Origin of the sequence: Bacillus sp. S/N-304-OC-R1 (assembly GCF_019749375.1) — a bacterium.
Lineage (GTDB): Bacteria > Bacillota > Bacilli > Bacillales > Cytobacillaceae > Cytobacillus.
This window is the reverse complement of record NZ_JACWFE010000021.1, coordinates 50,176-62,862: the sequence shown is the minus strand read 5'-3', so window position 1 is coordinate 62,862 and position 12,687 is coordinate 50,176. Positions and strand designations below refer to the sequence as shown.

The 12,687-nt window shown below is 31.7% G+C and carries 11 protein-coding genes; all 11 read left to right on the top strand.

The window, feature by feature from the left end; genetic code table 11:
• Nucleotides 1-49 precede the first annotated feature (49 nt).
• A complete protein-coding gene (locus H0173_RS16435; protein WP_221847599.1) occupies nucleotides 50-913 on the top strand; it encodes an N-acetylneuraminate synthase family protein in 864 nt (287 codons plus the stop codon).
• A gap of 2 nt (nucleotides 914-915) precedes the next feature.
• The gene (locus H0173_RS16430; RefSeq protein WP_221847598.1) at nucleotides 916-2,094 is read left to right on the top strand and encodes an acylneuraminate cytidylyltransferase; all 1,179 of its coding nucleotides are present in this window, start codon (nucleotides 916-918) and stop codon (nucleotides 2,092-2,094) included.
• 5 nt (nucleotides 2,095-2,099) lie between these two features.
• A complete protein-coding gene (locus tag H0173_RS16425; protein WP_221847597.1) occupies nucleotides 2,100-2,858 on the top strand; it encodes a cupin domain-containing protein in 759 nt (252 codons plus the stop codon).
• Between the two features lie 605 nt (nucleotides 2,859-3,463).
• On the top strand, nucleotides 3,464-5,650 hold the full coding sequence (locus H0173_RS16420) for a tetratricopeptide repeat protein (protein WP_221847596.1): 2,187 nt from the start codon (nucleotides 3,464-3,466) through the stop codon (nucleotides 5,648-5,650).
• Nucleotides 5,651-5,701: 51 nt separating this feature from the next.
• A complete protein-coding gene (locus H0173_RS16415; protein WP_221847595.1) occupies nucleotides 5,702-6,943 on the top strand; it encodes a glycosyltransferase in 1,242 nt (413 codons plus the stop codon).
• 52 nt (nucleotides 6,944-6,995) lie between these two features.
• Nucleotides 6,996-8,144, top strand: a complete 1,149-nt coding sequence (locus tag H0173_RS16410) for a glycosyltransferase (protein ID WP_221847594.1) — start codon at nucleotides 6,996-6,998, stop codon at nucleotides 8,142-8,144.
• A 22-nt stretch (nucleotides 8,145-8,166) separates the two neighbouring features.
• The gene (locus H0173_RS16405) at nucleotides 8,167-8,682 is read left to right on the top strand and encodes a GNAT family N-acetyltransferase (protein ID WP_221847593.1); all 516 of its coding nucleotides are present in this window, start codon (nucleotides 8,167-8,169) and stop codon (nucleotides 8,680-8,682) included.
• A 24-nt stretch (nucleotides 8,683-8,706) separates the two neighbouring features.
• Entirely contained in the window at nucleotides 8,707-9,744 is a 1,038-nt protein-coding gene (locus H0173_RS16400; protein WP_221847592.1) for a hypothetical protein, read from the top strand.
• 37 nt (nucleotides 9,745-9,781) lie between these two features.
• Nucleotides 9,782-10,507: a cytidylyltransferase domain-containing protein gene (locus H0173_RS16395; protein ID WP_221847591.1), complete on the top strand. Its 726-nt coding sequence runs from the start codon at nucleotides 9,782-9,784 to the stop codon at nucleotides 10,505-10,507.
• A 69-nt stretch (nucleotides 10,508-10,576) separates the two neighbouring features.
• Nucleotides 10,577-11,623 (top strand): UDP-2,4-diacetamido-2,4,6-trideoxy-beta-L-altropyranose hydrolase, encoded by a 1,047-nt coding sequence (gene pseG, locus H0173_RS16390; protein WP_221847590.1) that lies wholly within the window; start codon nucleotides 10,577-10,579, stop codon nucleotides 11,621-11,623.
• Nucleotides 11,620-12,675 carry a pseudaminic acid synthase gene (gene pseI, locus H0173_RS16385; protein ID WP_221847589.1) on the top strand — a complete coding sequence of 352 codons (1,056 nt, stop codon included), beginning with the start codon at nucleotides 11,620-11,622 and terminating at the stop codon, nucleotides 12,673-12,675. The genes pseG and pseI overlap by 4 nt, the downstream gene beginning before the upstream one ends.
• The last annotated feature ends 12 nt before the right edge of the window (nucleotides 12,676-12,687 follow it).

Genomic DNA, 12,687 nt, shown 5'->3' with positions numbered 1-12,687 from the left:
TCTTTTAATAAAACAATATTAGAAATAATTAAAAAGTGGGGAAGTTTACATGAAACCAAAAATTATAGCTGAAATAGGTTGTAATCATAAAGGCGAATTAGAAATTGCAAAAAAAATGATTAAAATTGCTGCTGAATATTGTAAGGTTGATGTAGTGAAGTTTCAAAAGAGAAATAATAAAGAGCTTCTATCTGAGGAACAGTATAATGCTCCACATCCAAATTCTCAAAATTCTTATGGTAAAACATACGGTGAGCATCGTGAATTTTTAGAGTTTAGTGTGGAACAACATAGGATGTTGAAACAGTATTGTGAGGAAAATGGAGTCAAGTATTGTACGTCAGTCTGGGATTTAACTTCAGCAAAAGAAATCGCATCTTTAAAACCGGAGCTCATAAAAATTCCATCAGCAATAAATAATCATTATGAAATGTTAGAGTGGCTTTGCGAAAATTTTGAAGGTGAAATTCATATTTCAACAGGTATGACTAATTATGATGAGATCGAAGAATTGATAAACTTTTTGAGTGTTAAAAAGAGAAATAAAGATATAGTTCTATATAATTGCACTTCCGGGTATCCAGTTCCTTTCAGAGATATAAGACTTAAAGAAATTATAAGACTAAAAGAACGATACGGTAAAGTAATTAAGGCACTAGGATTTTCAGGACATCATATAGGAATAGCAATAGATATGGCCGCTATAGGCTTAGGGGCAGAATGGATTGAGCGTCATTTTACATTAGATAGAAATTGGAAAGGAACTGACCATTCTGCTTCTCTTGAGCCTGATGATCTTCGGAGTTTAGTTGAAGATGCAAATCGTGTAAGTGAGGCACTTCAATTTAAAAATGAAGAGATATTAGATATTGAGTTGGTTCAAAGAGAGAAACTAAAGTTTAGAGGTTTATAGACATGGATAAAAAAATCGTCGCTTTTATTCCTGTACGTGGGGGAAGTAAGTCAATTCCTTTAAAAAATATAAAGGAATTAAATGGTAGGCCACTTGTTTACTGGTCAATTGATGCTGCAGTTGAGTCTAAAGATATAGATGAAGTATATGTAAGTACAGACAGTGAAAAAATTAGAGAAGTTGTTTTGAACTATGATAGAAACTCATATGGAAAGTTAAAATGCATTGGGAGAGATCCTGCAAATGCAACAGATAATGCAACAACAGAATCAGTCCTCCTAGAATTTGCAATTCAAAACCCTGCAGATGTAATAATTTTAATTCAAGCAACAAGTCCATTATTACAGCCGGAGCACCTGCATGAAGCATTGCAAAAATATTCTTTAAATAAATATAACAGTCTTCTTTCAGTAGTACGTCAAAAACGTTTTATTTGGAATGTGAAAGAAGATGAAACTGTAGTTCCATTTAATTATAGTCCAGAAAGAAGACCACGAAGACAAGAATTTAACGGATATTTAGTTGAAAATGGTGCATTTTACATAACAGAAAGAACTAAACTATTGGCTACCAAAATAAGGATCTCTGGTAGGGTTGGTTTTTACGAAATGCCCGAAGAGGCTTTTCTAGAAATTGATGAACCAAATGATTGGCTAATAATAGAACAACTAATCAAAAAAATGAACCCAAAGACAAATTTAAAAGAAAGAATTTCTAATCTTAAAATGCTTGCTACTGATTGTGATGGTGTACTTACTGATGCAGGAATGTATTATTCACATGAAGGTGACTTATTAAAAAAGTTTAATACAAAAGATGGTATGGGATTTTCATTATTAAAACAACAAGGTATTATTCTAGCAATATTAACTGGAGAAAATTCGGGAATAGTAAAAAAGCGTGCAGAAAAATTAGGTATAGAAGATGTTTATTTAGACTGTAAAAATAAATTAGCTGCTATGGAAGAGTTACTCAAAAAATATAATTTGACATTTAATGACGTGGGATACGTTGGAGATGATATCAATGATCTCAACTTATTAAATAAGGTAGGAGTTTCGTTCTCAGTTGAGGATGCTGTAGAAGAAGTGAAAAAATCTGTTGACTATGTATCTAGAAAAAAAGGAGGATCTGGTGCACTGAGGGAAATCGCAGATTTAATTTTAGCACATAGGGTGTGAAAAAATTGACTCTAAAGAAATACTCCATTCAAAATAATGCAACCATTCTTGAAGTGTTAGGGCAAATTGAGGAGAATAAAAAAGGTTTTGTAATTATTGTAAATGAAAAAAATGTAGTAAAAGGAACAATGACAGATGGAGATGTTAGACGTTCTATTTTAAGTGGGAAAAGAGTTACTGATACTATTGATGGGCTCTTTTCTAGTAATTTCACATTTGTTTGTGAAGGAGAATCTTTTGAAAAAGTAATTGAAAAATTTAAATCTAAAAAAATATTATTCTTGCCAGTTTTAAATAAAGATAGAGAGCTTATAAACGTTTTGACTAAGAGTCAATTACATACTGTTTTATTAGAGGGATTAGATTGGAATTATCACTTTGATTTTACTACTATTGATAATAGAGAAAACGACCATGAAATCTATAATCGCCCATGGGGATACTATAAAACTGTTTTTCTTAGTCAATCTACAAGGGCAAAGATAATTTATGTTAATCCCAATGAAGAGCTAAGTTTACAAGAACATAAAAAAAGGGAAGAGCACTGGATTATTATTAAGGGTGAGGGTGAAATGACAATCGGAGAAAGTGTAAAGCCTGTTTTTGCAGGATCTTATTTCTTTATACCCAAGGGTTGTAAACATCGAATTGTTAATGTTTCAGAAAAAAATCCCCTGATTATATCTGAAGTGCAGTTGGGAAATTATTTTGGTGAAGATGATATTATTCGATATTCAGATAAATATGGAAGACTAAATAATTGACTATGAATAGATGACAAGAAAAATTTGGAAATTTAATTGACGCTGCTGGTAGAGAGAGTTTAAAAACAGAACGCACTATTAAAAATATTTAAAGCTAAAAATTTGTTGGCGATATAGATTTAGTAAAAGGGGATATTAATCATACTGTATCAGAATATGTGAAAAAACATCCAGATTAAAGATATCCTTATTACATTTAGATGTGGACGTTTATGAACCTACTTCTGTTTTATTAAAAGAATTATTTTCAAAAGTGGAATTTAAATTTTAGATAATTATGGTGTTTTTCCCGAAGAAAAGCAAGCAGTCGATGAATTTTCTAAAGAGGAAAAAGTTAAAATGAATAAATTCCCTTTTGTTCAACCCTAGGTTTTATTAAGAAATAATGGTTATAATTAGTAATTTATTTTAGTAGGTACATTATTGAATTCTATTTGTTTTACGATTTTGTTACTGGGTTTCGAAGAATAATCTAGCATTACATTTGTAGTTAGGAAAACTAAGGTTTTCGAAGATTAAGTACTATAGTGAATATAAGTGTGTAAGAATACCTTAACTTAATTTATTTGCTTTTAAAAATGAAAAATTCAGGGGTGTCTTACAAGATGATAGAAGAACAAAGTGAAATTACTTTTTTTAATGAAATTGAAGAAAACTATCCAGTCAATCAATGGAAAATAAATGGTGTTGATGTGTGGCCATTAATAAGAATAGTAATTGGTTTTAGGCTAGTGACTACTTCTAGACCCTTTTCTAGTCAAGTCTACGATAAAAGTGACCATAAATTACCAAGACTATCGACCTTGTTAAAGAAGAATGGAGATGTAGATGTATTTGTTTTGTTTGATTCTTTTACAAGGGTCAAGTTAAATGATTGTTGGTATAATCGATTGAGCGGTCCTTTTAATGAGGAAATTAGGAGGATGGGCTTTAATGTTGTAAACTTAGAGTTTAGTAGTCATAATATTGAACGATTTCCTGTGTTTGATGAGTCTTACTCTATTACAAATCAAATTAATTATATTCAAGAATCTCAAGAAATTTGTAACAATAATAATTTGGAAAGATTCAATGAGGTAAAGCGTGAATTTCTCATTAAGTTTGGTGAAGATTTTGATTTTCCGACATACGAATATTTATATAATGAAACATCTCATATACAAAAACTAAGCAGGATGTTTGAGATGCTTTTTATTAAGAAAAAAACCAAACTCGGTTTTTTGATTAATTATTATCAAAAAAACAGCTATGCATTTATTTTAGCAGCTAGGAGAGTTGGCATCCCTACTATAGATATTCAGCATGGAAATCACAGGGACTATTATTATCATAGGTGGAGTAATACACCAGAAAAAGGATATAATATTTTACCTAATTTTTTTTGGTGCTGGGATAAAGATTCTGCTACCAATATAAATGAATGGGCTCTTCAAACTAACGTGCATAAAGCCATAAATGGAGGAAATCCATGGATCGAATTATGGAAAGATGGAAGTCGGCCTTTCGTGAAAAAATATGAATCTATAATAAAAAAGTTTATTAATGATAAAAAAACAAATATACTGGTAACCTTACAGCCTTTATATGGTTTTACGAATTGGGATGAAAACATACCTAGTTGGTTATTAGAAGCAATCGAGAAATCACCTAAAAATTGGAGATGGTTTATCAGATATCATCCATCAATGTTAGGAATTTATCGGAATGAAATGGAGAATTGTGAAAGTATTTTATCGAAGTTAATAGAAACTGGAAAAGTAGAGACTAAACAAGCGACAAGTGTACCAATAATGGCAATTTTGCGAAACGTCGATATCCATATTACCGGATTTTCTACAAGTGGTATTGAAGCAATGCATTTAGGGATCCCAACAATTACAATCCATGACCAGGCTAAGTTGTTTTACAATAATCTTTATAATTTAGGCTGGGCTTTACACGCTAAGAATACTGATGAGATATTAAATGGTATTCAATTTTTGACATTGAAAAATATAAGAGATCAATTACCACTATATGAATCAGAAAATATTGGATTAAACAAAGGGCTAGAAATGGTCTTTGAAAATGATAATGAAGCATGGGGGGGGAATGACTGTATAAATTTAATGGATCAAGAAATGTATTTTGCTGATGGGCTGTACGAACAAATCACTACCGTTTGTCCAAATCAGTTTAAGGATAAAGATAGTTTTATAGTAGGAAGATCTTATGAATTATTAGGGCAAACAGAAAATGCAGCGAAGTACTATAGGATTTTTTTAAAAAAATCTATTGAAGCTCATGAACAAACTAAAATTAATATGAATCAATTGTTACTCATAGATAAATTTTATTATAAAAAAAACATGAGTTTCGAAAAAGAACTATTGGAAGGGTATATTGAAGTTCTAATAAATAAACATGAAAATTTAAGAAGTTCGTTATTTATCAATATTTTTATAAACAATGATGATAACATACAGATTAATAAATGGAAAGACCATACAGGTGAAAACCTTGACGCTATTTATTTTTCTGGACGAACTTTATTAAAATACGGTGATATTGAGCAGGGTACCTGTGTTCTTAATAAATATATGGAAATGCTATCCGAGCCAAATAATAAATTACAAGGACTTACTCTTCAACGAAGTTACAGAGTAAATGCTCATTTTTGTTTAGGAGAAGCGTATTTTAATTTAAATAAATATGAAAATGCAAAGTACCATTTTAATCAGTGCAATAAATTAATTAGAGGCGAACATGGAAAAGCAACCGAATATTTAAAAGCCCTTAATAATAATAATTAAAAACTATCCTAAATTTTAAATGACCGATAAATTGAAAGGCGCAATGGTTTTATGAAAAAAAACATCCTTTTTTTAACATATGATTTCCCTCCCGGTACTAGCAGTGGTGTATTTCGGCCTTTAAAATTTATAAAATATCTAAAAAAAAGTAATTGGAATCCGATCGTTTTGACAATGAAAGAGGAATACTATCAACTGTATGATATATCGCTTTGTTCAGAAATTCCAGATCAATTAGAAATACATCGCTTAGACTCACTCCAACCGCTAAAAGAATACGATGATACTTATAAGGAAATTTATCATCAAATTCAAATTCCGGATCGTGCAGTTGGTTCTATAATGCATTTTGTCATAAAAGGACTCGAAATAATAAAAAAGCAGAATATTGATTTGATTTTTAGTACAATTCCCCCATATTCATTGGCAATTGCAGGTAAAATACTAAAAGAAATATCAGGTATTCCTTTGATCATAGATTATAGAGATGGGTGGACAGAAGCAAATGAAATTACTTTCCGGACTGAAGAAGGAAAGTTAATACAGCAATATCTGGAAAAAAGCCTAATGAATAAAGTTGATGGAATAATAACAGTTGATAAAGGAATAAAGGAAGGATTAGAAAGTTTAGGATTTTATTGTCCTATTAAAATAATTAGGAATGGATTTGACTTGGAGGATATTGGGTACTGTGATTCATCGCCATATGTACATGATAAAGAAACAATAAATTTTAGCTATTGTGGACATGTTTATAAGAAGTATGTAGATTATATCGAGAAATTATTATTTGCTATTGATAAATGGAATAATAGTAAAAATAAAAAAATTAATTTTTATTTAGTTGGTCATTTTCAAGATGATAGAGATCTTGAAATCCTAAACAAATTTAACTTTTTTTATTATAAAGGCCATAAATCATTTAAAGAATCAATTGAATACATCCATTATTCTGATTGTAATATTGCAATAATGACATCAGATATATCTGTAGGTGGAAAGTATTATAATTTAATCGCACACAGTTCATTTATCCTTACTATCATTAATAGTGCTAATGAAAATTTAATAAATCTTTTAGAAGGATTCCCCAATAAAATGGTTTTTTATTTGGATGATAGTGAAGAAAAATTGTTAGAAGGACTATCAAATTTTATAGAAAATAAAAATGGAAAAAATAAATTTAACGGATATCTATTACAAAAATATAAGGTGTACTCTAGACAAGAACAAGCAAAACAACTTATTCAATTTTTTGGGGAGGTTCTCTCAAAAAAACAAACGAAGAATTAAGATTGTGAAGCGAAAAATTATAATTTATTTATAGATTTCCCAGGAGAATCATATGTACCCACTAGTTTCAGTAATTATGCCAGTATACAATGCTGAAAAATATGTTGAAGTTGCAATTGAAAGTGCTTTTAATCAAACGTATAAGAATATTGAGTTAATAGTTATAGATGATGGGTCAACGGATCATTCAAAAGAAAAAATTAGTAAGATGCTCAGCAGAAATGAGTCTGATATTAAGACGTATTATTATTATCAAAATAATCAAGGTCCTTCTGCGGCAAGAAATTTTGGTGTGGAAAAATCATCAGGTACATATTTGGCGTTTTTAGATGCGGATGATTTATATGATCAAGATAAGATTAGAACGCAAGTGAATTTCTTAGAAAATAATGCTCAAATAGATATTGTTTATAATGATCTTCAAGTGGTTGATGCTAAATTAAATCATTTAAATATCTTATATTCTGAAGGGGATTTCCCTGATAAAGAAACCTTTTTAACAAATTTATTTTTTAGACAGATTGTTCCGGCACCTGCAAGTATTATGTTAAAAAGACATTGTTTTGATCGAGTTAGCTATAATCCTAATTTAGTTTATGCTGAAGATTATGATTTCCTTATTAGATTAGCAGAGAATTTTAATTTTGGTTATGAACCTGGTACTTACTATATCTGTAGAAGACATTCTAATAATTTGACAAATAATCATACGAAGCAGGTTGAATCTGAAATTAATATTATAAAATCTTTAGGCGAGAAGAAAATAGAGAATATTGTATTTTCCTCCATTTACGATAACGAAACTCAGGTAGTTATGCTGGCAAAAATTATGCTCAAGGTTGGTAATTATAATAAAGCTGAGCAGCTTTTAAAATCTTTTGAAAAAATTCCTAATGCATATGTTTCCTTTTATTTAGGTAATATCTCGTATATAAATAAGAATTATTTAGATGCTATTAGTTATTATGAAAAAGCGCTACACCTGGATAATCAATTATCTGAGGCCTTTAATAATATGGGCTGCTGCTATGTACTCCTAGAGAATATTAATCATGCAAGGGAGTGCTTTGAAAAAGCTTTGGCTATGCGAACGAATTACCAAGACGCACGGTTTAATTTATCATCTTTAGAAAAAAATAATATAAAGTATAAATTTACGCAGAGAGAACTTCGTAAGCAATTACTAGAGTATCAAAAATAGAATTTACAAAAGGGTCGATTAAATGCTGGAAAATGAGATGATAAGTTTAAAAACTATTGAAGAAGACGATATACAGTTTATTCAAAAGTGGCATAATGATTATGAAGTGACTAAAAATACAACATTAACTTCTTTTTTTCCTCGAAATTTGGAGGAAGAAAAAAAATGGTATGAAAGAAAACTAGTTGATCCAACAAGTAGAGTATTTTTAATAGAATATAAAAATAATAGGTCTAAAGTGGGCTTTGTTTCTTTTTCAAATTTAGATTACCGAAATCAGAAGGTATTATTATCGATTGTTATCGGTGAAATTGAGTATAGAGGAAAAGGAATAGCTACCCAAGCCATAAAATTATTAGAAGAGTTATTAAAAGTAGAGTTCAATATTAGAAAAATTACGGTCCAAGTTTTAGCATTTAATCAACCTTCTTTAACATTGTTTAAACGAAATGGTTATATTGAAGAAGGCGTTTTAAAAGAAGAAATTTATCGTGACGGGAAATTTCATGATTTACTTTTATTGAGTAAATTTGTATAGGTAAGTTAGCGATGGGGAGAGTCTATGCTATATTCAATTATTATCGAAGATGCCAAAAGGGCTGAGGTTCAAAACTTTGTAGATAGTTATGGATTAGTACAACAAGATTTTAGTCTGAAAAGTATTTATAAGGAACAATATAATTTTGAATATAAATATATTTGTTGTTTTAAAGATGGACAAGTTGCTGGAGTTTTCCCATTTGTCCACTACCATTCAAAATTAGGGGATGTTATCCATTCTATGCCTTATATAGGTTATGGTGGTGGCTGTTATATCAACAAAGATTTTAAAGTTTTAAAATCTTTGATTGAAAAATTATATAAATATGCAGAACAATGTAATGTACTTCTTGTGACTATCTGTACACCTCCATTTATAAGAGAGGATATCTCTATTATTAAAGAAATTATCAAGCCGGACTTTATTCATGAAAATTTTTATCAATATATTGATTTAGATGATGACTTTCTTAATGGTATGAATAGTAAAAACAGAAATAACTTAAAGAGAAATTTAAAGATAGCCCAGAATAATGAAGTATATTTAAAAGAAGATTATACTGAAGCGTCGCTCTCATATTGGTATGATTCAATTTATGTACCTCGAATGATTGAAACAAATTGTACAGTTTACCCGTTTTCTGTTTTTAATGAACTAAGAAGAATCATGGGAGGTAAAAGAGCTTTTATCCAATATGCCATGCAAAAAAATAACATTATTGGTGCAGGGATTTTTCTGAAGCAGAACAAATCATTAGATAATTTTATGAGAGTTATTGGTACTGAATATATGAATACAAATGCTGGTGTTATGCTTGATTATTGGAGTATTCAATACGCAAGGCAACATCAGTTTTTATTTTATAATTGGCAATCCTGTGATAGAGTTGATTCTCCAATATTTAAATATAAGAAAACTTGGGGAAGTAAGGTTGATTATCACTATTATTTAACAAAAATAATAAATCCCTTAGATCAATTTAAACAAACTCCATTAAGAGAGATAAAAAAAGAATACAAAGGTATTTATGTACTGCCGTATAGTGAATTCCAATCTTAGTCTGGGAAGAGAAAGAATATTAATGGAGTGTGGACATATGAATATTATCACAATCATCCAAGCACGCATGGGCTCATCCCGTTTGCCAGGTAAAATCTTAAAGCCATTAGGAAATAAAGATGTTTTAACCTATGTCGTAGAGCGGTGTAAAAAAATTCAAGGAATTAACGAAGTAATCGTTGCAACTTCAAATCTGCCACAAGATGATCGGGTTGAAGAGTGGTGCAAGGAAAGAGGAATTGCCTATTTTAGGGGTTCAGAGGAGGATGTATTAGACCGTTATGTTCAAGCGGCCAAAAAGTATGAGCCTGATTACGTTATCCGGGTCACAGCGGATTGTCCTTTTGTTGATTATGAACTTGCTTCTGAATTGGTCCAAAAGATGTCCGAATCCCCTGCGGATTTTATGAGCATTCAGGGGGAACTTCCGAGAGGGTTAGCTGTCGAGTTGTTTACCTATCAATCCCTCCAATACATTCATCAACACGGTCATGAGCACCGCCATCGTGAACATGTAACTTACTATGCTTATGAACATAAAGAGGAGTTTTCTTGGTCATCTGTGAATGCTCATGATGCTCTTCTTCGCCCTGAATTGCGAATTACGTTAGATACAGATGAAGATTATGAACTATGTAAAAGGATTGCAGATCAGTTTAAATGTGAGCTTTTTGTTTCTGCAAAAGAGGTGGTTGAGTTCTTAAAGCAGAACCCAGACATCGCGAAGATTAATGCCCATATCCCACAGAAGCCTGTTGTATAATCCACTATTAAGGTCTTTTGTAAGTAGAAATTGAATTCAATTTGTGGGGATCAGGATGTGCAGTATTGTATGAATATAATCATTAGGGTCGATGCATCCATTGAAATTGGATCAGGTCATGTTATGCGCTGCCTGACTCTTGCGGATTTTCTTCAGGAAAAAGGAGCAGAGGTAGCCTTTATATGTGCTAATCTAGAGGGAAATATGATTGACTTTATTAGAGAAAATAGATATAAAGTGTTTCCAATAGGTAAGGGACTTGGAAATGTTATTGATGCAAAGGCTACGATTGATATACTGAACGAGCATCAAGTTGACTTACTTATTGTTGATCATTATCAAATAGACTCAAACTGGGAAAAAACTATTAAGGAAAAATATTATTCAATTAAACTTATGGTAATAGACGATTTAGCAAACAGAGAGCATGAGTGTGACCTTCTTTTAGATCAAAACTATTTCAAGAATCTTAATAACAGATATGATCATCTCATTCCAGCTCATTGCAGGAAGCTCCTTGGACCTAAATATCTTTTATTACGGCCGGAGTTTTATTTGGGTGACAAAGTAAAAAAGGCTTATAAAACCATTCAAGATATCCTTGTCTTTTATGGGGGATCCGATCCAACAAACGAAACATTAAAAGTGCTGGAAGCATTTGATAGGCTGGAGGTTTCAAATATAAATGTCCATGTTGTCGTAGGATTATCAAATGGGAAACGTGATCATATCAAAGAAATATGCGCGGAAACACAATATTCCTATTATGAACAAATAGATTATATTGCTTCCTTAATGAGAAAGTCAGATTTAGCATTAGGTGCAGGCGGGGTTACGATGTGGGAACGTTGTTTTCTTGGGTTGCCATCAATTGTTACAGTTGTAGCAGAAAATCAAATAGGATCAACTCATGCTGCAGCCGAATATGGAGCTATATGGAACCTTGGGTGGCATGAAAGTGTAAATATGTCTAATTATGTCGATATAATCAATAGAGTTTTAGCTTCTCCTGAAATGCTCACAGGAATGTCAAATCGAGCGAGGAGATTGATGCATTCAGAAATTACCTATCATACACACCCTGTTGTAGAGGCTATTTTGGAGGTTTTAGAATGACAACTGACACAGTAAACATTGCCGGAAAATTAATTGGTACAGGCTATAAGCCATTTATTATCGCAGAAATGTCGGGCAATCATAATCAATCATTGGAAAGAGCTTTACAGATTGTGGAGGAAGCAGCAAAAGCAGGTGTAGATGCATTAAAGTTACAAACTTATACGGCTGATACGATGACCTTAGATATCAACGAGGGTGAGTTTTTCATTAATAATCCAGATAGTCTTTGGAAGGGACAATCTTATTATGAACTATATAAAGAGGCATATACTCCTTGGGAATGGCATGAACCGATTTTTAATAAGTGTCGTGAATTAGGATTAATTGTTTTCAGTTCCCCATTTGATAAAACAGCTGTTGATTTTCTTGAGGAGCTTGATGTCCCTTGTTATAAAATTGCTTCTTTTGAAAATACAGATATTCCACTTGTTGAAAAGGTTGCTTCAACTGGAAAACCTTTAATTATTTCAACTGGTATGGCAACTGTTGCTGAATTGGACGAGACTGTCAGAGCTGCTAGAAACGCAGGTTGTAAGGATATTATTCTTCTAAAATGTACAAGCACATACCCTTCAACACCGGATAATTCAAATCTATTAACAATCCCTCATATGAGAGAGCTATTTAACTGTGAAGTCGGCTTATCTGATCATACGATGGGAATTGGCGTTGGGGTGGCAAGTGTTGTATTAGGTGCCACTGTGATTGAAAAACATTTCACCCTGTCTAGAGCAGAAGGAGGTACAGACGCAGCCTTCTCGATGGAGCCAGATGAAATAAAAGCTCTTGTAATCGAAACAGAAAGAGCTTGGCAGAGTCTTGGACAAATTAGTTATGGCCCTACAAGTGCAGAAATTCCTTCATTAAAGGATCGTCGCTCATTATATGTAGCAGAAGATATTCTTGCGGGACAGGAACTTACGAAAGAGAATATTCGCGCCATTCGACCAGGGCATGGATTGAAACCAAAGCATTTGAAAAGCATATTAGGTAAAACGGCTAAACAGGATATAAAGAAAGGAACTCCATTATCTTGGGAGTTACTGTAAGGTTGGTGAAGA

What these genes read in the sequence shown, in the direction of transcription:
- H0173_RS16435 (WP_221847599.1), top strand. Translation starts at nt 50, where the DNA reads ATGAAACCAAAAATTATAGCTGAAATAGGTTGTAATCATAAAGGCGAA.
- H0173_RS16430 (WP_221847598.1), top strand. Translation starts at nt 916, where the DNA reads ATGGATAAAAAAATCGTCGCTTTTATTCCTGTACGTGGGGGAAGTAAG.
- H0173_RS16420 (WP_221847596.1), top strand. Translation starts at nt 3,464, where the DNA reads ATGATAGAAGAACAAAGTGAAATTACTTTTTTTAATGAAATTGAAGAA.
- H0173_RS16415 (WP_221847595.1), top strand. Translation starts at nt 5,702, where the DNA reads ATGAAAAAAAACATCCTTTTTTTAACATATGATTTCCCTCCCGGTACT.
- H0173_RS16410 (WP_221847594.1), top strand. Translation starts at nt 6,996, where the DNA reads ATGTACCCACTAGTTTCAGTAATTATGCCAGTATACAATGCTGAAAAA.
- H0173_RS16405 (WP_221847593.1), top strand. Translation starts at nt 8,167, where the DNA reads ATGCTGGAAAATGAGATGATAAGTTTAAAAACTATTGAAGAAGACGAT.
- H0173_RS16400 (WP_221847592.1), top strand. Translation starts at nt 8,707, where the DNA reads ATGCTATATTCAATTATTATCGAAGATGCCAAAAGGGCTGAGGTTCAA.
- H0173_RS16395 (WP_221847591.1), top strand. Translation starts at nt 9,782, where the DNA reads ATGAATATTATCACAATCATCCAAGCACGCATGGGCTCATCCCGTTTG.
- pseG (WP_221847590.1), top strand. Translation starts at nt 10,577, where the DNA reads ATGAATATAATCATTAGGGTCGATGCATCCATTGAAATTGGATCAGGT.
- pseI (WP_221847589.1), top strand. Translation starts at nt 11,620, where the DNA reads ATGACAACTGACACAGTAAACATTGCCGGAAAATTAATTGGTACAGGC.